Raw genomic sequence first — 19,235 nt, forward strand, 5'->3', positions numbered from 1 at the left:
GCCGGAACGCACCGGTCAGGGGGCGTGGTTCAGCGCCTCGGGAATCCGGTCGAGCACCGGGAAGGGCGCCAGGCCGTAGGCGTAGAAGTCGGTGGCCTGCGCCCCTGCCGCCCGCACCGCGCGGACCTTCGCCGCCAGCCGGTCGGCGGAGTCGGTGTCGGGCAGGCCGGGGCGCAGCACCGCGCGGATCTGCCGGTCCTTGCCCACCGAGCGGCGGTAGGCGGCGACGTCGTCGGCCACCCTGGCGGCGTCGCGGGCGTAGGCCAGCACGCCGAAGGACGGCACCAGGTCGCCGAGCGCCAGCAGGTCGATGCCGAGCTGCCAGGCGTCGTGCGCGGCCAGGCCCGGTGACGGCAGGCCGTCCGTGTAGCCCTTGTGCGCGCCGGTGGCGTCGAGGAACACGAGCTGGGATCCCTCCTCGGCGACGGCCGAGGACACCGCCGAGACCAGCGAGGTGACCGTCTCCGAGCGGGCGCGGGCGTAGGCGACGACCTCGGGACCGGCGTAGGCGGTGAGCGCCGCCCTGGTCACCTCGCCCTGCGCGGGCGGGTCGCCGTCCAGCACGCCGCCGATGATCCGCTCGCACTCGTCTCTGGCGGCGTCGGCGTGGACGCCGAGGTCGGCGGCACGGCGCATGCAGTACTCGCAGAAGCACAGGCCGAGCAGGAAGGCGTCCATCGGGCCGAGCGGGACGAAGCACCGCTCGTGGTGGTAGCCGTGGGCGAACGGGGCGAAGTGCAACGCCTCGGCCACCACGCTGTCCACGCCCTGTCTGGCGACGGCACGGGCCAGGGCCTCGGCGTAGAAGCGCACATCGGGGTGGGCCGGGCACAGGTCGCCAGGGGATCCCCGGTCGCCGAAGCAGTTGCGCACGGTGACGTCGGGGTGGGCGAGGCCGAGCGTGGTGTTGTGCAGGAAGATCGTCCAGCCGTGCAAGCGCAGCCCGCGCATCGCGGTGGCCTCGCGCAGCGCGGCGAGCGGCTCTTCGGCGGCGCCGTCCTGGACCGGCGGGGTCAGCCGCAGGTCGGCGAACAGATCTTGGGGCGGCGGGAAGTGGACGCCGTCGTGGCGCAGCGTCACCCGCGACTGGCCGTGCGGGGTGACGTCGCGGGCGCGGTGGTAGGCGGCGCCGACGGTTACGCCGCACACGCCGTAGGCGGTCAGGCGGTCGAGCACCTTCTCCGTGCCTTCGCCTCGGATGTCCTCGACGAAGACGTATACCGAACTGTCCACCTCAGCCGCCCTGCCGTCTCGACCGTCAGAAGTACGTGGCGATCAATTCGACCACGACATGACGATCGTCCACCACCGGCAGGACCCGCCACTTGTCAAATGCCGTGCAGGGATGGGAGACGCCGAAGGACACCAGGTCTCCGGGCCGCAGGTCGCCCGCGCCGCGCAGCAGCGCGTGCTGGTCCCACATCTTGACGATCTCGCCCTTCAGCGGGGACGGCTCGCCGCCGTCACGCCGGGACTCCTTGGGGACCGGCAGGCCCTCGTCGTACGGCGCGTCACGCTTGCCGAAGCCGATGATCGCGGTGTCCGGCTCGGGGGCGGACAGCACGTGCGCCCACAGCGTCAGCGCGGGCAGCAGCTCGCCCGCGATGCGGTTGAACGGGGTGGTCCCACGGTAGACGCCGTCGTCGTGGGTGATGTAGGCGCCGCTGCGCAGCAGCACGCGGGCCTGGCAGTCGGCCAGCTCCCGGCCGATCACGTCGAACCACTGGCTGCCGCCCACCGACAGGATCGGCGTGCGCACCCGTACGTGCTCCAGCGCCTCGCGCAGGTCGGCCAGGTAGGCGCGGACCTGCTCGGCCGTCTTCAGCGTGCCCTCGTAGCCGCCGACGCCCGCCGGTTCCACGCCGGGGGCCGCCTGCGCCGCCGCCACGACGTCGAGCAGTTCGGCCACGCTTCTGGCGCCGCCCCGCCCGCCGGGGTGGCCCAGTTCGGCCAGCACCCGGAACGGCCGGTCGCCCGCGAAGCGGGACATGATCTCGATCTGCGCCGCCGAGTCGGCGAAGCAGAGGAACTCGAACGACGGATCGCGGTCGAGTTCGGCCGCGATGGCGCGCAGCCCGGCCGGATCGACGATCTCGTTGGCCACCACGACGCGCGAGACGCCGAAGCCGCGCAGGATGAGCGCCTGGCTCGGCGTGGCGACCGTGAACCCCCACGCGCCCGCGTCGAGCTGGGCGGCGAGCAGCGCGGGGGCCATCGTGGTCTTGGCGTGCGGGACCAGCTCCATGCCGTGCTCGCGGGCGAAGGCGGCCATGGTTGCGATGTTGTGCCGCAGCGCGGCGTCACCGGCGACCATCAGCGGGAAGCTGAACGGCCCGTCGAAGATCGACTCTCCGATCGGGGCGGCCAGGATCCCCTTGGCCGCCGCGATGTCCGGCTGGTCGGGAGTCTCCAAGGAAGCGCCCCTTTCGCGATGCCTGCCCAGCAGTTTATCGGGATCAGGGGTTCCCGGACTCCGTGCGATACGCGGATACCGGACATGAAACCCCGGCCTTGGGCGGGCGCTTGGCGATCACCTCCCGGGCGCGCTGCCTGGCGAGGTTCCAGCCGTTCCAGGAGTCGGGCCGGTACAGCCCGTTCTCGATGGCCACGTCGTTGATCACGCAGCTTCGCATCGGGTCGGGCAGCCGGTCCAGCGCGGGGACGGCCTCGGCGCCCAGCTCGTTGAGGTAGTCGGCGTCCAGGCGTTCCACCGTCTTCCTGGCCTCGAACTGAGTCTGCGCCACCCGCAGGTCGGGGTTCCATACGGCGAACGCGACCAGTCCGAGACCGGTCACGGCGACCAGTGCCCTGGGCAGCCAGCCGCCGCCGCTCCGCAGCGCCAGCCGTACCGCTCCGGCCACGATGACCAGGAGGAACACCACGGCGAGCCAGATGATCGTGGCGCCCACCGAGGCACGCAACCGGGTCAGGCCGTAGGCGGCGGTGTAGAGGCCGAGGCGGTGCATGGCCGAGGCGAGGATCACCATGGTGAGCACGCAGAGCATGCCGAGCAGCAGGCCCATCGCCCAGCGCTCGCCCCCGCGCACCGAGATCGTGGCCGCGGCCATCGCGACCACCGCCAGCACGAACACGCTGACCACGAGGAGCTGGAAGAAGCCCTCCCTGGCGTAGTCGGCGTAGGTGAGGCCCGCCGTGCTGACCACCCGGCGGTTGCCGCCGAACAGCACCGAGATCTGCACCGCGACGAACGCGGTGAACAGCAGGTTCAGGGCGACCAGCGGCAGCGCCCAGACCGAGCGGCCGACCCGCAGGCCCACCCGGGGCGCGACCGGCTCGTTCACCGGGCGCAGGCCCACGAGCAGTCCCGCGCCCACCAGCACGGCGCAGATCAGGAACGCCGCCACCCTGGCCGGTACGGTGTTCAGCCAGGAGGGTACGGTGAGCAGGGCGTCCACGTAGGAGAAGAAGACCGGGTCGGCGGAGGCGAACAGCGCGCCGAAGATGCCGAGCAGGCCGAGGGTGAGGGCGATCCCCGCGGCCACGTGGCCGAGCTTGCGCGGCCTGCGCCGCCCCACCGCGCGCAGCGGGTGGCCGAGGAACCACGGCAGCGGGAGCAGGGCGAGCAGGACCGAGGCGCCGCCCCGCAGCACGCCCAGCCAGCCGCGGCCCGCGCCGGACAGGGCCAGGGAGACCAGGCAGAACCCGGCGAGCATGGACGGGAAGACCACCCATTCGGCGTCCAGGAAGGTCACCGTGCCGATCAGCGCGTAGCCGATCAGGGCGAGGGCGATGGACCAGCGGTCCAGCCGGTGCCAGACGGCGGGCAGCACGGCCGCGCCCATGACCACCGCGACGATCGCGATGCCGATGCCGGGCGCCCCGTACGGAACGAGCACGGCGGCCAGCAGGCCGGCCGCGACGATCGCGGGCAGGCCCCAGCGGGGCATGTCGGGCACGGTGGGACGGGGGAAGAGCGGGGGCGGGGTGTAGACGGGCTGCACGCCCTGCGGCCGGTACGGCGGCGGCGGTGGCTGGGGCAGCGGCACGCCGTCCTTCTCGACCTCCTTCCCCCTGGGGGGCGCGACGGGGGACGCGACGGCGGACGACGGGCTCACCGGCATCGGCACCGGCGCGGGAACCGGATCCGGCATCGGGCCGGGCATCGGGCGCTGCGGCCGGTTCGGCGGCGCGGGAAGGTGCGTCTGCGGACGCGGCAGCGGGTCGGCGATCCGGGTCGCGCCGATCACGATGCCCGTGAACGCGCCCGCCGCCAGCATCAGCGCGCCGACGAACATGACCGCGAGCGCGTCCACCATCGAGAGCACGACGCCGGCGATCACCCCGCCGACCATCCCGAAGAACGCGCCGACGATCCCGAAGGCGAGGGCCATGCCCCAGTTCCTGGGGTATGAGGTGATGTGCGGAGGCGGAGGCAGCGGCGGCCACTGGCCGCCCGCCGGACGCTCCCAGCCGCCGCCCGGTCCCCCAGGGCCCGGCGGCCGGGGCATGCCCACTGGAACGGCGGGTGCCGTGGCCGACGGCCCGTCTGGGGGCACGTCCGACGGCTCGGCGGGTGTGGCCGGGCCCGGCGGTCCGGCAGAGGGTGGTGCTTCCGGCGGGACGGCCGGCGCCATGGAGCCGGCGACCTGCGCCGGGGGCGGCTCCGGAGCGGGAGTGCCGTCAGGGGATGCCGTAGAGGTCGAACCGGAGGGCGTGGCCGTGCCTGCCGCGCCTACCGGGCTTACCGGGCTTACTGTGCCTTCTGTGCCTTCTGTGCCTTCCATGGTCTCGGCGGGTGTCTCCTCCGTACGTGGCGCCGTGGACATACCGCTCTCCTCTCCCACCGGGAACGTGAACATCGCCGGACCTCCCCGCCCCACCGCCGCCAGGACGGGCTTGCGCACCTGCGGCTCCTCCACGGGCGGCGCGGCGACGGCGACGACCTCGGGAACCTCGGCGGGTGCCTCTTCCGGCGGCGGGTCCGCCATCACCACGATCCGCCCGGGCAGCTCGACGACCATCCGGCAGCCCGGACCGTCCTCGATGCGGACCGTCCCCCCGTGCAGTTCCACGATCTCCTTGACGATCGCCAGCCCCAGTCCACTGCCGCCCGCGTCGGCGGCCCTGGCCGGGTCGAGCCGGGAGAAGCGCTCGAAGACGTGGGCCCGCTCGTCCTCCGGGATCCCCGCCCCCTGGTCGCGGACCAGGATCCGGATCCCGGCGCCGCCCGTTTCGGCCGCGACGGTGACCGTCCCGCCGGGCGGGCTGTGCCGGACCGCGTTGTCCAGCAGGTTGGCCAGGACCTGGGCGAGCAGCGCCGGGTCGGCGCGCACCGTGAGGTCGGGCGTCACCTCGCCGCGCACGGTCACGTCGTCGCGGGCGAGCGTGGCCTCGCGGCGGGCCTGCTCGATGAGCGGTTCCAGGCCGACGGTGTCCATGTCGATCAGCAGCGCGCCGGAGTCCAGGCGGGACAGGTCGAGCAACTGGCCGACCAGCTTGCCGAGCCGTTCGGTCTGGGCCAGCGCCGTGCCGAGGGTCTGCGGGTCGGCGGTGGAGACGCCGTCCACGATGTTCTCCAGGACGGCCCGCAGCGCCGTGATCGGGGTGCGCAGCTCGTGGCTGACGTTGGCGATCAGCTCCCGGCGCTGCCTGTCCACCTCGCCCAGGTCGGCGGCCATCGCGTTGAACGCCCTGGCCAGCTCGCCGACCTCGTCGCGGGAGGTGGCGCGGACCCGCTCGCCGTACCGGCCCTTGGCGATGATGTGGGCGGCGGCGGCCATCTCGCGCAGCGGCCTGGTCATGCCCCTGGCCATGAGCTGGACCATGACCACGGCGAGCAGCACGGCGACCGCGATCCGGACGTCGCGCGGTATCCCCGAGTTGATGCCCACCTCGTTGACCACGAAGGCCACCGCGACGGCGAGCACGATCACCACACCCAGTTTGACCTTGATGCGGCCGAGGAAGTCGAGCGGTCTCATATATGGGACCTCGGAGTAGGGGTCAGGGGGACTTGGCGAGGGCGTAGCCCACGCCGTGCACGGTCCTGACGACGTCGGGACCCAGTTTCTTGCGCAGCGCGCGTACGTGGCTGTCCACGGTACGGGTGGCCGCCGCCTCGGAGAAGCCCCAGATGTCGGAGAGCAGCCGCTCCCGTTCGTAGACCTGGCCTGGACGGTCGGCGAGACGGCGCAGCAGGTCGAACTCGGTCCTGGTGAGCTGCGCCTCCGCGCCGCGCACGTACACCCGCCGCTCGGCGGTGTCGATCTCGACCTCGCCCACCCTGATCACGCTGTCGCCCGCGGTGAGCTGCGTGGCGCGCTCCACGCGCCGCAGCAGGGCGTGCACCCTGGCCACCAGCTCGCGCATGCTGAACGGCTTGGTCATGTAGTCGTCCGCGCCGACGCCGAGGCCGACCAGCAGGTCGGTCTCCTCGCTCAGCGCGGTCAGCATGAGCACCGGCACCGGCCGGGCGGCCTGCATCCTGCGGCACAGCTCCAGTCCGTCCAGGCCGGGCAGCAGCCGGTCGAGCACCACGACGTCGGGTTCGAAGGTGGCGTAGGCGGCCAGCGCGCGCCCGCCGTCGCCCTCGACCCGCACCGCGAAGCCCTCGGCGGCCAGCCGGTCGCGCACGGCCCGCGCGATCGTCTCGTCGTCTTCGACCAGCAGGACGCTTCGTTGCTGCGGATTGGCCATGACCAGCAGGCTAGAGCGTCCCAGTGCAGATACGAGTACCCGGAATGTGCAGAAACCGTGTACTCAGGTGAGGGTCGGCCACCTGGTCCGCCACACCGCCTTGATCCTGCGAGGTGGCCGTCTTGTCCGGAAGTGGCTATTTTGCTAGGGCCACAGACGTCGGACCGGGAGGGCCATTGATCGGCGCCCGACGGCTGGCCGGACGCTACCGGCTGCTGAACCCGCTGGGGGAAGGCGGGGTCGGCACCGTCTGGCTCGCCATCGATGACGTGCTGGGCAGGGATGTGGCGATCAAGGAGATCCGCCTTCCGCCCGGCATCGACGACGACCGCCGCCAGGAGATCTGCGCGGCGGCCGTGCGCGAGGCCAACATCGCCGCACGGCTGCGCCATCCGTCCATCGTGACCGTGCACGACGTGCTCGTCGAGGACGGACGGCCGTGGCTGGTGATGGAGCTGCTGAGCGGCGTCTCGCTGGAGCGCGCCGTGGCCGAGCGCGGGCTGCTGCCCCCACACCAGGTCGCGCGGGCGGGGGTGCACATCCTGGCCGCGCTGGCCGCCGCGCACGCCGCCGGGGTGGTCCACCGCGACGTCAAGCCGGGCAACATCTTCCTCACCAGGACGGGGCGGGCCGTCCTCACCGACTTCGGGGCCGCCGCGATCGAGGGGGAGGCCACGGTCGGCCGTACGGTCCACCTGATCGGCTCCCCCGCGTACATCGCGCCAGAACGGCTGCGCGGCGACGCGGACGGCCCGGAGGGCGACCTGTGGTCGCTGGGCGCGTCCCTCTACTTCGCGGTGGAGGGTCGTCCGCCGCACGACGCGGACACGCCGATCGCCGTGCTCGGCAGGGTGCTCGGCGAACCGGCCGACCCACCGGAGCGGGCCGGGGAGCTGGGGCCGGTCCTGCTGCACCTGCTCGCCCGCGAGCCGGGCGACCGGCCGCCGCCCGCGGTGGCCACCGGGATGCTGCGCGACATGGCCTCGGGACGGCCCGGCGCGCCGGTCCCCCCTCCCCCGTCCACCGGTCCGGCGACCGTCCCGGCAAGGCGGCGCCGCCCGGCGTGGCCGGCCATACCGGCGATGATCGCCGCGCTGGCGGTGATCGCCGCCGGTACGGCGTTCGGCGTGAACACGGTGCGGGCCGCGTCGGCCGCCCCCGCACCCAAGCCGGCCCGGCTGAGCGAGGAGCCGGGCAAGTACGCGATCCCGCTGAAGTTCTGCCAGATGCTGACCGAGGAGCAGATCAGGCAGTTGCTCCCCACCGCCACCACGACCACCGGCAAGCCGACGAACCGCGAGGGCTGCGAGTGGCTCGCCAAGGGCATGGCCCTCACGGTCACTCCGGTCGGAGCCCTGGCGTTCTCCAGCGAGGAGTCGATCTGGGGGGCCAGCCCGCGCCGGGCCCACGAGTGGTTCGTCAACGTGCGCAACGCGGCGCTGCCCTCGGGGTCGCTCGGCTGGAAGTGGCCGGGCATCGGCGCGAACGAGCTGCGCTCGGCGCGGGTGACCGGCGCCGAACCGGTCTCCGGCTTCGGCGCCGAGGCGTTCGCCTACCACCAGTACGACAACAGGAACCACCTGAAGATGGAGCAGACCTACCTCGTGACACGCATGGACAACCTGGTCGTCGAGGTCTGTTACGTGGTCCTCGACGGCGCGAAGGACGAGCAGGCGATGCGGGCGGCGGCGGGCACGGCGACGCGCTGGATCACCCAGGCGATGGACCGGGCGAGCTGAGGCCGATGCACCGGAACACCTCCTCCGGCGGCGGCGGCTTCCCGATGGGGCCTCCCGGCGAGACCAAGACCGGCGGCGGAACGGCCATGGGCGGGACCGCCGCCGCCGACAATCCGGGCGGCACGCGGACCACGATGGGCGCCCCGGCCAGGGGCGGGGTGCTGGTGCCGCGCCCGGTCGCGGTGTTCGCCGTGCTGCTGATGGTCGCGATGGCCGTGGCGATCGGGGTACTGGCCGCGCCCTACCTCCGGAGCGGGACGACGGCGGCGGGCGGTACGCCCAGCCCGTCGGCGACGGGCTCGGGCACGGCGGAGCACGGCACGTTCACCGCCGCGCCCCGGGCCTGCAGCCTGCTCGGCGACGCGCTGGCCGCCGAGCTGGTGCCCAACCTGAAGACCTCCGAGGTCTCCCGGGAGGAGTGCAACTGGCTGACCAGCGACTTCCGGCTGCCCGAGGCCGCGAAGTACGACCTGCTGCTCCGGATGACCTGGTACAAGCCGGGGGACGGCGAGGTCGCCAAGGCCCGGGACCACTTCACCGGCGAGAAGGACGAATACCTCCAGAAGGGCAAGTCCTCCACCGCCTCGCCGTCGCCCGCGCCCCTCGACACGCTGTCCGGCCTGGGCGACGAGGCGATCGCCTACACCGAGTCCACCTCGATCGACATCTTCGGCGGGACGGCCAAGCGGATCGTGGTGATCAGGAAGAGCAACCTCGTCCTGCAGGTCGAGTACAAGCGCGGCGGGGCCAAGGACGACAAGGACGGCAGGCTCGCCGCGGGCGCGGAGAAGGCCGCGCGGGCCATCATGGCGGAGGTCGCCGCCCGTGGCTGACCGTTCGGATCTGCCGCTCCCGCTCGCGGGCCGCTACCGCCCGCTCGAACGCCTCGGCGCGGGAGGCATGGGCGTGGTCTGGCGGGCGCAGGACGACCTGCTGGGACGCGAGGTCGCGATCAAGGAGATGCGGCCCGCGCCGTACCTGCCCCAGGCGCAGCGCGCGGAGCTGAACGAGCGGACCATGCGCGAGGCCCGCGCCGCCGCCATGCTCGGCCACCCCGCCATCGTGGCCGTCCACGACGTGATCCTCCAGGACGACCGGCCGTGGATCGTGATGGACCTGGTCAAGGGGCTCTCCCTGGAGCAGGCCGTGAAGCGGGACGGCCCGCTGCCGCCCGAGCGGGTCGCGGTGATCGGCCTGGCCGTGCTGGACGCGCTGGCCCACGCCCACCGGGGCGGGCTGATGCACCGCGACGTCAAGCCGGGCAACATCATGATCGCCGAAGACGGGCGGGTGCTGCTCACCGACTTCGGCATCGCCACGCTGGAGAACGACACCGGCCCGACCAGGCCGGGCAGCCTGGTGGGCTCCCCGGGGTACATCGCGCCGGAACGGCTGCGCGGCGCGGCCGACGGCCCCTCCGCCGACCTGTGGTCGCTGGGGGCGACGCTGTACGCGGCCGTGGAGGGGCGCTCGCCGTTCCACCGGGCGATGCCGGTGGCGACGCTGGGGGCGGTGCTCACCCAGCCGACGCCGCCGCCCACCCGGGCGGGGCACCTCGGGCCGGTGCTGCTGACCGTCCTGGAGAAGGACCCGCGGGTACGGCCGGGCGTGACCGAGCTGCGCACGGCGCTGCGCGCGGTGGCGGAGGGCCGGGCCGCCCCGTCGCTGCGGCGCGGACGGCCCGCGCGGCGCCTGCGCGTGACGGCGGCGATCCTCGCCGTGCTGGCGGTCGTGGCCGTCGGCGCGGGCATCGCGCTGACGAGGTCAGGCGGCGGGCCGGGCGGGCCGGCGGCGGCCACGTCGCCCACCGTCGATCCGCGGCTGGGTCGTTTTCCCGAGCCGCCCGATCCGTGCGCGCTGCTGACCCACGACCAGGCGGCGCGCATCGCCCCGACGCCGGAGAGCCACCTGGACGAGAAGGCCGGGAAGTTCTGCTACTGGAACTCGACGTCCGGTGGCGACGAAGTCCGGATCACGATTTTTCATTACAAGCCATCCCCGACGCTCACCGCACCCGAAGTGGCCAACGCCTTCCTGCTGCACGAACGGGAGAAGTCGGCCGCCGACGCGGGAACCGGCACGTTCGGCGAGGCCCGCCCGCCGTACGCGGTGTCGGGCGTCGGCAAGGACTCCTTCGCCGTCGACAACAACGCGATCACCGACCGCGCCTACACGACGGTGGTGTTCCAGTCCAGCAACCTGATGGTCAAGGTGCAGTACTCGATCGAGGGCAAGAAGATGACCCCGGAACTGGCCGCCAAGGGGCTGGAGTACGCCAGGTACGCCGCCGAGGAGCTGAACAGCCGTGGCTGATCCCGCGGGCGGGCTGCTCGGCGGCCGGTATCGGCTGCTGGGCCGTCTCGACCAGGCGGGCGGCCCGTGGCGGGCCCGCGACGAGCTGCTGCACCGGGACGTGGCGATCAGCGAGGTGCCGCTGCCGCCGTCCGGGCCCGAGCGCGAACGGGTGCTCGCCACCGTGCGGGCGGCCGCGGGGCTGCGGCATCCGGCGATCGTCACCATCCACGACGTGCTGATCGCCACCGACCGGATCTGGGTGGTCTGCGAGCTGGTCACCGGGCGCACGCTCTCGCAGACCCTGCGCGCGGAGGGCCCGCAGACCGCCGAGCGGGTCGCCGACATCGGCCTGCGGGTGTTCGACGCGCTGACCGCGGCCAAGTCGGCCGGGGTGACGCACGGCGGGCTCACCCCGGACGCGGTGGTCCTGGCCCCGGACGGCCGGATCGCCGTCTCCGGGTTCGCCACCACCGGCTCGCACGGCGACGACATGCGGGGCCTGGGCTCGATGCTCTACACCGCGCTCGCCGGGCATCCGCCGGGCGGCCACGGCACGCCGGTCGCGATGGACGGTACGCCGCTCATCGACCCCACCCGCTCCGGCTCCTACATCCCGGAGGGCCCGCTCGCCCCGCTGCTGGCGGCGCTGCTCGGCGACGACCCGTCGCTGCGCCCCGACGACGCGTCGGTACGGCTGACGCTGCTGCGCCTGGCCCCCCGCCGCCGCCTGATCCGCCGGGCCGCGCTGGTGAGCGGCGGCGCGGCGGCGACGGCGCTCGTGGTCGCCGCAGGGGTGCTGCTGTGGCCCTCGATCCGCGCCGAGCCGGTCCCCGCGCCCTCCCCCACGGCGACGCCGATCGTGCTGCCCACGTACTTCGTCGCCGTCCCGGAGAACTGCGACTACCTCACCAGGGAGCAGGCGCGGGAGATGGGGCTCAAGGTCAATCCGAGCCGGACGCTCGGCGACTGCTCGTGGTCGTCGGCCGACCTGCAACCGGCGAACCAGCGGTTCACGCTGCGCGTGCAGTTCCGGCGCTATATCGCGAGATACGGTGACACGGCCCTGGAGCGGGCCCGCGTCAACTTCGTGAAGTTCTTTCGTGAGGAGACCGCCAGGAAGAAGACGGGCGTGGGCCTGCCGGTACGGCACGTCGTGCCACCGCGGATCTACGACGGACCCGGCGAGCAGACCTACGTCACGGAGATGACCAACGAGCTCACCTACAGCACCGACCTGGTCTACCGGGTCGCCAACGTGCTGGTCTCGGTACAGTACACACGCCAGGGCCCGGCCGACCCGGACAGGCGTACCGTGGCCGGGTCGGTGAAGATCGCCGAATGGGTGCTTCGCGCACTCGCCGAAGGGTAGGGGTCACCGTGTTGGAACCCCTACCACCCGCCCACTCGTTGTCCGGGCGACGCACAATGACAGGGCGGGGCGTGTGGCCCCACCTGAAGGAGAGGCCCATCATGTCGCCACTGGGGAAGTACTACATCGGCGCGGCCATCGCATCGGTGATCATCCTGATGCTGCCGCTGCCCGCCCTGATCGGCTGGATCATCGTGATCGCCCTGCTTGGTGGCCCGGCCGCCGCCTACTACATGCTCGACCCCAGCCAGCGCGAGCGGCTGCGCAGGGTCAACAAGCGCCGCCTCGGCCGCTGAACCGGCCCCGCCGCGTCACGCGGCGGCGGCCGCCCCCAGGTCGTGCACGCGGCGGGTGACCTTGCGTTCGATCACGAACGACAGCAGCGGCACCGTGCCCGCGAGCAGCACCCCCAGCGTGTACGGCCACGTCCAGCGCGCCTTCATGCCCAGGTTCAGCGCCGCGAGCAGGTAGACGGCGTAGAGGAAGCCGTGGATCGGTGAGATCACCGACACCGGTCCTGGCACGTCGAAGGCGTATTTGAGCACCATGCCCGCCACCAGCAGCAGCAACATGACACCGACGATGTAGGCCAGCACCCGGAAGGGCTTCAGCGCGGATTCCACGGTCATCTACCTCGTTGACGATTCGGACAGGGCCACACTATCCGCGCCCTGGTCATGCTCGGTTTCCCGGAGTTCCCCCACGCGCCGCCGGTGAGCGTCGCGGATGTAGTGGAACCACATGAAGACGGTGAACACCCCGAAGATCCACCAGTTGGCGGCGTAGGCGAGGTTCCGCCAGGTCATCTCACCCTGGGTGATGGGCGCCGGCGCCGGAACCTGCCCGGCCGCGACGGCCGGGGCCGGGGTCTGCCCGGTCGCCACCACGTAGCCGTCGCGCAGCCGCGCCCCCGGCCACACGTTGATCAGCTCGGCGGTGGAGACGCTCAGCATCTGCCCGGCGGGCAGGGTGCGGACCCGCCGCAGCGCCTCGTCCACCTGCTCCGGCGGCCGGAGGCGTCCTGCCACCGTGACCCTGCCGGTGGGCACCGCCGCCACGGCCGGGTCGTCGGCGCGGGCCACCCAGCCGCGCACCACCGGGATCTGCGTACCGTCGCCGAGGTCGAGCGCGGTCAGCAGCCAGAAGCCGTCGTCGCGCTGGGCGATCAGCAGGCTGCGCGAGGCGTCGAAGACGCCTTCGGCGGTGACCCGCCGGTCGACCGCGTCGGCGGTGATGTGGACGCCGGGGCTCGACAGCGCGGACACCGCGACCGGGGCCGGATCCCGCGCCGCCATCGGGCGTCCCGAGTCCTCGAAGACGCCGAGCTGCCACCGGCCGAGCAGGCCGAAGACCGCCAGCGCCGCGATCGCCACCAGGTGGAGGCCCACCAGGCGCGAGGAGAACACGGTCCGCAGCATGGCTCCACGCTATCCGCCCACCAGGCCGCCCCCGCGCCCGACCGGCGGTTGAGCGGCGCTGCCCGTTGCCGCCGAACGCGATACCCGTTGCCGCCAAATAGGACAAAGCCCTGACGGCGGCCTTGCCGGAGTGGCTAGAGTCTTCGTCATGTCTGATCAGATCGACCCGGCGGGCAACACGCAGCAGTTCCGGGCCTTCGCACAGCGCAACGAACCGGACGCCGCCAAGGCGCGTCCGTCCTACGTCATCCCCGTGGTCGTGGGCGTGGTCGCGGTCGCCATCGTGGCCGTGGGCCTCTTCCTGCTGCTCGGCTAGAACCCGAGCCCGCGCGGACACTCAGCGCCGACGGCCCATGCGGCCGCGGCGCTTTCGGTGATTGGCCGGCGGTCGCGCACTACGCTGGAGCCGTCGTCGAGGAGGAGCGCGATCGCATGGCCGACCCGGGCATCGTCATCATCGGGGCCGGGTTCTCCGGCGTCTGCATGGCGATCAAGCTGAAGGAGGCCGGCCACCACGACTTCGTGGTGCTGGAGAAGGCCGCCGACCACGGCGGCACCTGGCGTGACAACACCTATCCCGGCTGCGCGTGCGACGTGCCGTCCCCGCTGTACTCGTTCTCCTTCGAGCCGAACCCCGGCTGGTCGCGGATGTTCTCGCCGCAGCCCGAGATCTGGGAGTACCTGCGGCACTGCGTGCGCCGCTACGACCTGGCCGCCCACCTGCGGTTCGGCACGGAGGTCACCGGGCTGGAGTACGACGACGCCACCCGCCGGTGGCGGGTGACGACCTCCGGCGGCGAGACGATTCACGCGAACGCGGTGATCTCCGGCACCGGGGCCCTGCACGTTCCGTCGCTTCCATCGCTCCCCGGCCACGAGACGTTCACCGGCCCGGCCTTCCACTCCGCGCGGTGGGACCACGCGAGCGATCTCACCGGCAGGCGCGTGGCCGTGATCGGCACCGGCGCCTCGGCCGTCCAGTTCGTCCCAGAGATCGCGAAGATCGCCGCCGAGGTCCACGTCTACCAGCGCACTCCGCCGTGGGTCCAGCCGAGGCCCGACTTCGCGTTCTCCCCCCGCGCCAAGGCGGTGCTGCGCGCCCTGCCCCCGGCACGAAAGGCGCTGCGGGCCGGGATCTACTGGCTGCTGGAGGCCCGCGCGCTCGGTTTCACGGTGGACCCGCGCCTGATGGAGTCGCAGCGGCAGGTCGCGCTGCGCCACCTGGCCCGGCAGGTGCCCGACCCGGACCTGCGGGCCAGGCTCACGCCGTCGTACACCATCGGCTGCAAGCGCATCCTGCTGTCCAACGACTACTACCGGGCGCTGACCCGCGACAGCGTCACGCTGGTGACCGACGGCATCGCACGCGTCACGCCGTCGTCGATCATCGACGACACCGGGGCCGAGCGCCCGGCCGACGTGATCGTCTACGGCACCGGCTTCCGCGTCACCGACGCCCTCGCGGACCGGCACATCACCGGATCGGGCGGACTGAAGATCCAGGACACCTGGCGCGACGGCGTCTCCGCCCACCTGGGCGTGACCGTGGCCGGGTTCCCCAACCTGTTCCTGCTGCTCGGCCCCAACACCGGCCTCGGCCACACCTCGGTGCTGCTCATGATCGAGGCGCAGGTCCACTACGTGCTGGAATGCCTGCGGCTGCTGTCCCGGACCGGCGCGCGGGCCCTCGACGTGCGGCCGGAGGCGCAGGCCGCCTACGACCGGGGCGTGCAGCGGCGGCTGCGCCGCCGGGTGTGGTCGCGGGGCGGCTGCGATAGCTGGTACCTCGACCGCGACGGCCGGAACAGCACCATCTGGCCTGGTTTCACCTTCGAATACGTGGCCCGGACCCGGAGGGTCCGGGCCCGCGACTACCGGCTCATCGCCGCTCCCTGACCACCAGCGCGCTGCCGCCGCCCCTGCGGACCGGCTCGGCGACCGCGCGCACCCGCTCGCCGTCCAGGAACTCCAGGCCGGTGGCCGCGCCGATCTCGGGGTTGGCCGCGAACGAGTGCCCCTTGGCGATCAGCGCCGGGCCGTGGGCCGCGATGAAGGCGGGCTCGGCCTGGGTCTGCGCGGTGTTGCGCTGGGTGGCCCTGGGCGCGGCGAGCGCCTCGGGCAGCGACATGCCCAGCTCGTAGCGGTTGACCAGGATCTGCAGCACGGTCGTGATGATCGTCGACCCGCCGGGCGAGCCCACCGCCAGCACCGGGCGGCCGTCGTCGAGCACGATCGTCGGGGCCATCGACGAACGGGGCCGCTTGCCGGGCGCGGGCAGGTTGGGGTCGCCGGGGGCCGGGCCGAAGGTGAAGTCGGTCAGCTCGTTGTTGAGCAGCATCCCGCGCCCGGGGACGACGACGCCGTTGCCGCCGGTGGACTCGATGGTGATGTTGTAGGCGACCACGTTGCCCCACCGGTCGGACACCACCAGGTGGCTGGTCTCCGGCCCTTCTGGGGCCGGGGGCGCCTCCTTGCCCGGCGACGCGGCCTGGCACGGCCCGTAGGCGCCGTCGGGGCTGCCGGGCGCGGCCGGGTGTGCCAGGGCGGTCGCGCCGACCAGGCACGCGCGTTCCTTGGCGAAGCCGTCGGACAGCAGCTCGCGCAGCGGGACGTCCACGAACGCCGGGTCGCCGACGTAGGCGCCCCGGTCGGCGAAGGCCAGGCGCGACGCCTCCAGGTACTCGTGCAGGCCGGCCTGGGGCAGCGCCTCCAGGATGTTGAGCGCCTCGCCCACGGTTGAGCCGCCGGAGGACGGCGGGGCCATGCCGTACACCTCCAGGCCCCGGAAGGACACCCGGGCGGGGGCGCGCTCGACCGCGCGGTATGCCCGCAGGTCGGACAGCTCCATCAGGCCGGGGCGGACCTTCCTGGTGGTGCCGGGGCGGACCGGCGGGTTCTTCACGGTGGCGACGACCTCGGCGCCCAGGCGTCCGCCGTACAGCCAGGACGGGCCGCGTTTGCCCAGCTCACGGTAGGTTTCGGCGAGCGCCGGGTTGCGGAAGACCGAGCCCACGGCGGGCGGTGCGCCGCCCGGCAGGTAGAGCGCGGCGGTGGAGGTGATGTCGGCGAACCTGGCCTGGTTGGCCACGGTCTGGTCGTGGAAGGTCTGATCCACCACGAAGCCCTTGGCGGCCACCTCGATGGCGGGCTTGAGCGCCTCGCGCAGGCCGATCGTGCCGAACCTGCGCAGGGCCAGGTCCCACTGGGCCACGCTGCCGGGCACCCCCGCCGACAGGCCGCTGGTGACCGCCTCGTCGAACGGGATGGCCTGGCCGTTCTCCTGCAAAGAGGTCCCGGTCATGGCGCGCGGGGCCGCCTCCCGGCCGTCCACGGTGAAGACCCGGCCGCGCTTGGCGTCGTAGTAGAGCAGGAAGCCGCCACCGGCCATCCCGGCGGAGTAGGGCTCGGTCACGCCCAGGGTGGCCGCCGCCGCGACCGCGGCGTCCACCGCGTTGCCGCCGCGCCGCAGCACCGCCAGCGCCGACCTGCTGGCGTCGAGGTCCACCGTGGCGACGGCGCCGCCGTACCCCTCGGCCACCGGGACCTTTCCCTCGGAACCGGACGGCGGGCCGGTGCGTGCGGCCGCCGGTACGCCGACCAGGCCGGTCAGACCGGTCGCGCCGATCAGCAGCGAGATCGCGGCCACCGGTACGGCGAGGCGGGGGGAAGTGCGTGCGGTCGTGCGTGCGGACATGCGGCGCTCCTTCGCAACGCGGATCTTCAGCATGACTCAATAGCCGAAACGGCTCAACAGCGATCCGGGGATACACCCACCGGCGTATCCCCGGGTGCCCCCAAGGGACGACGCGCTGGTCAGGGCCGTGGCGTACGGTTTTGCATGTGCTAGCCCGAATCCGCTGGACAGACGTCGCCCCGGCGCTGCTGGTCGGCGTGTTCCAGTTCGTCACGGCGCGCGGCGTCCAGTACGTGCAGCCCGACCGGGTTCCCACGGACACGCTCGGCTTCGCGCTGCTGGCCGTCGGCCCGCTGATGGTCGCGCTGCGCCGGTTCTGGACGGTGCCGGCCCTGGTGATCACCACCGTCGTCACCTGCGTCTACCTGCTGGCGGGCTACCCGTACGGCCCGCCGTTCGCGGCCCCCATCGTGCTGCTGTACACGGCGGTGACGCTCGGCCACCGGCGGGCCGCCTGGCTGTCGGCCGCCGGGTTCACCGCGTTCGTCCTCGCCTACGTCACCTGGATCGAGCCGAGGCCGCGCCCCGACCTGTTCCACAACCTGTCCGTCGCCGCGTTCGTGCTGCTGGTGCTGACGGTCTCCGAGATCGTCCGGGTGCAGCGCGAACGCCTGGCCGAGCGGCGGCGGGTGAGCCGCGAGGAGCTGCGCCGTCAGGCCAGCGAGGAGCGGCTGACCATGGCCCAGGAGCTGCACGACGTGCTGGCGCACAACATCTCGCTGATCCACGTGCAGGCGTCCACCGCGCTCCACCTCATCGACGAGCATCCCGAGCAGGCCCGCACCGCGCTGGCCACGATCAAACAGGCCAGCAAGGACGTCCTCGGCGAGATGCGCTCGGTGATCAGCGTGCTGCGCGAGGACGCGCCGCGCTCCCCCACCGCGGGCCTCGACCGGCTGGACGAGCTGATCGAGCGCACCGGCCTCGACGTCACCAAGAGCGTCCGCGGCGAGCCGCGCCCGGTGCCGCCCAGCGTGGAGCGCGCGGTCTTCCGGATCATCCAGGAGAGCCTCACCAACGTGACCAGGCACGCGCCGGGGGCGAAGGTCACGGTGGTGCTGGAGTACTCCGCGCGTGCGCTGGCCGTACGCGTCGCCGACACCGGCTCGCCGAGCCCCGGGCCGGGCGCGCTGGCCGACGCGGGCAGCGGCAACGGCCTGCCCGGCATGCGCGAGCGCGCGCACGCCCTCGGCGGTACGCTCAGCGCCGCCCCCGACGGCTCCGGCTTCACCGTGTCGGCCCGGCTGCCCCTACCCGAGGAGTCGAATTGATCAGCATCATCCTCGCCGACGACCAGGGCCTGGTACGGGCGGGCTTTCGCGCGCTGCTGGACGCGCAGCCAGGCATGACCGTGGTCGCCGAGGCCGCCGACGGCGCGGAGGCGCTGTCCCTGGCCCGCGAGCACCGGCCCGACGTGGTGCTGATGGACATCCGCATGCCGGGGATGGACGGCCTGACCGCCACCCGCCGGATCGGCGCCGACGACTCCCTGCGCGGCGTGCGGATCATCATGCTGACCACGTTCGAGCTGGACGAGTACGTCTTCGAGGCGGTGCGCGGCGGCGCGTCCGGGTTCCTGGTCAAGGACACCGAACCGGCCGAGCTGATCCAGGCCGTCCGGGTGGTGGCGGCGGGCGACGCGCTGCTGTCGCCGGGCGTCACCCGGCGGCTGATCGAGGAGTTCGCCTCGCGCGCCAAGGAACCGCTGGTCACCGAGGAGCTGGCGCTGCTGACCGAGCGCGAGCGCGAGGTGCTCGCGCTGGTGGCCGCCGGGATGACCAACGACGAGATCGGCCGCCGCCTGCACATGTCGCCCGCGACCGCCAAGACCCATGTGAGCCGGACGATGATGAAGCTGCACGCCCGCGACCGGGCCCAGCTCGTGGTGATCGCCTACGAGTCGGGGCTCGTCAGGCCGGGCTGGGCGGCGGGCTGACAGCCGGGTTGAGCGGCGGGGCTGGACGGCGGGGCTCAGGTCATGTGCGGGTAAAGGGAATTACCGGCGTTCACATGGTACGATCACTCTCAGTTGCCATACGCTTACCACTCTCTTGGTCGTTCGA

General features: G+C 73.0%; 16 protein-coding genes. 9 read left to right on the forward strand and 7 right to left on the reverse strand.

All coding sequences use genetic code 11. From position 1 onward, the window contains the following. Positions 1 to 15: 15 nt before the first annotated feature. Genes P3X83_RS00125 through P3X83_RS00140 form a run of 4 tightly spaced genes read right to left on the reverse strand, consistent with a single transcriptional unit; the run spans position 16 to position 6,657 of the window. Entirely contained in the window at positions 16 to 1,233 is a 1,218-nt protein-coding gene (locus P3X83_RS00125) for a hypothetical protein (protein WP_277303139.1), read from the reverse strand. A gap of 25 nt (positions 1,234 to 1,258) precedes the next feature. After that, the gene (locus tag P3X83_RS00130) at positions 1,259 to 2,413 is read right to left on the reverse strand and encodes an alanine racemase (RefSeq protein WP_277303140.1); all 1,155 of its coding nucleotides are present in this window, start codon (positions 2,411 to 2,413) and stop codon (positions 1,259 to 1,261) included. A gap of 43 nt (positions 2,414 to 2,456) precedes the next feature. Next, on the reverse strand, positions 2,457 to 5,942 hold the full coding sequence (locus P3X83_RS00135; protein WP_277303141.1) for a DUF4153 domain-containing protein: 3,486 nt from the start codon (positions 5,940 to 5,942) through the stop codon (positions 2,457 to 2,459). A 22-nt stretch (positions 5,943 to 5,964) separates the two neighbouring features. Next, on the reverse strand, positions 5,965 to 6,657 hold the full coding sequence (locus tag P3X83_RS00140) for a response regulator transcription factor (protein WP_277303142.1): 693 nt from the start codon (positions 6,655 to 6,657) through the stop codon (positions 5,965 to 5,967). 176 nt (positions 6,658 to 6,833) lie between these two features. On the opposite strand from P3X83_RS00140, the gene P3X83_RS00145 reads away from it, so the two are divergent. The 5 genes from P3X83_RS00145 to P3X83_RS00165 all read left to right on the forward strand — a co-directional run bounded on the left by P3X83_RS00145 (position 6,834) and on the right by P3X83_RS00165 (position 12,356). Continuing rightward, positions 6,834 to 8,396, forward strand: a complete 1,563-nt coding sequence (locus P3X83_RS00145) for a serine/threonine-protein kinase (protein ID WP_277303143.1) — start codon at positions 6,834 to 6,836, stop codon at positions 8,394 to 8,396. A 5-nt stretch (positions 8,397 to 8,401) separates the two neighbouring features. After that, positions 8,402 to 9,229, forward strand: a complete 828-nt coding sequence (locus P3X83_RS00150; RefSeq protein ID WP_277303144.1) for a hypothetical protein — start codon at positions 8,402 to 8,404, stop codon at positions 9,227 to 9,229. Beyond that, positions 9,222 to 10,709: a serine/threonine-protein kinase gene (locus P3X83_RS00155; RefSeq protein WP_277303145.1), complete on the forward strand. Its 1,488-nt coding sequence runs from the start codon at positions 9,222 to 9,224 to the stop codon at positions 10,707 to 10,709. Before P3X83_RS00150 ends, P3X83_RS00155 begins: the two co-directional genes overlap by 8 nt. Beyond that, a complete protein-coding gene (locus P3X83_RS00160) occupies positions 10,702 to 12,060 on the forward strand; it encodes a protein kinase (protein ID WP_277303146.1) in 1,359 nt (452 codons plus the stop codon). The genes P3X83_RS00155 and P3X83_RS00160 overlap by 8 nt, the downstream gene beginning before the upstream one ends. Before the next feature lie 101 nt (positions 12,061 to 12,161). Continuing rightward, positions 12,162 to 12,356: a hypothetical protein gene (locus P3X83_RS00165; protein WP_277303147.1), complete on the forward strand. Its 195-nt coding sequence runs from the start codon at positions 12,162 to 12,164 to the stop codon at positions 12,354 to 12,356. A gap of 15 nt (positions 12,357 to 12,371) precedes the next feature. On the opposite strand, the gene P3X83_RS00170 is transcribed toward P3X83_RS00165, so the two are convergent. Both P3X83_RS00170 and P3X83_RS00175 read right to left on the reverse strand, forming a co-directional pair. Continuing rightward, on the reverse strand, positions 12,372 to 12,689 hold the full coding sequence (locus P3X83_RS00170) for a DUF3817 domain-containing protein (RefSeq protein ID WP_277303148.1): 318 nt from the start codon (positions 12,687 to 12,689) through the stop codon (positions 12,372 to 12,374). Further along, the gene (locus tag P3X83_RS00175; RefSeq protein WP_277303149.1) at positions 12,690 to 13,478 is read right to left on the reverse strand and encodes an SURF1 family protein; all 789 of its coding nucleotides are present in this window, start codon (positions 13,476 to 13,478) and stop codon (positions 12,690 to 12,692) included. A gap of 148 nt (positions 13,479 to 13,626) precedes the next feature. Here P3X83_RS00175 and P3X83_RS00180 point away from each other — a divergent pair, with 148 nt between their 5' ends. Further along, entirely contained in the window at positions 13,627 to 13,794 is a 168-nt protein-coding gene (locus P3X83_RS00180) for a hypothetical protein (RefSeq protein ID WP_277303150.1), read from the forward strand. A gap of 116 nt (positions 13,795 to 13,910) precedes the next feature. Then, complete coding sequence (locus P3X83_RS00185; protein WP_277303151.1) at positions 13,911 to 15,374, forward strand: NAD(P)/FAD-dependent oxidoreductase; 1,464 nt, start codon at positions 13,911 to 13,913, stop codon at positions 15,372 to 15,374. Here P3X83_RS00185 and P3X83_RS00190 read toward each other — a convergent pair. Further along, the gene (locus P3X83_RS00190) at positions 15,358 to 17,172 is read right to left on the reverse strand and encodes a gamma-glutamyltransferase family protein (RefSeq protein ID WP_277303152.1); all 1,815 of its coding nucleotides are present in this window, start codon (positions 17,170 to 17,172) and stop codon (positions 15,358 to 15,360) included. The genes P3X83_RS00185 and P3X83_RS00190 overlap by 17 nt on opposite strands. Before the next feature lie 146 nt (positions 17,173 to 17,318). Here P3X83_RS00190 and P3X83_RS00195 point away from each other — a divergent pair, with 146 nt between their 5' ends. Next, positions 17,319 to 18,443 carry a sensor histidine kinase gene (locus P3X83_RS00195; RefSeq protein ID WP_277303153.1) on the forward strand — a complete coding sequence of 375 codons (1,125 nt, stop codon included), beginning with the start codon at positions 17,319 to 17,321 and terminating at the stop codon, positions 18,441 to 18,443. Then, entirely contained in the window at positions 18,440 to 19,108 is a 669-nt protein-coding gene (locus P3X83_RS00200; RefSeq protein WP_277303154.1) for a response regulator transcription factor, read from the forward strand. Before P3X83_RS00195 ends, P3X83_RS00200 begins: the two co-directional genes overlap by 4 nt. The last annotated feature ends 127 nt before the right edge of the window (positions 19,109 to 19,235 follow it).

Origin of the sequence: Spongiactinospora sp. TRM90649 (assembly GCF_029382225.1) — a bacterium.
GTDB lineage: Bacteria > Actinomycetota > Actinomycetes > Streptosporangiales > Streptosporangiaceae > Spongiactinospora.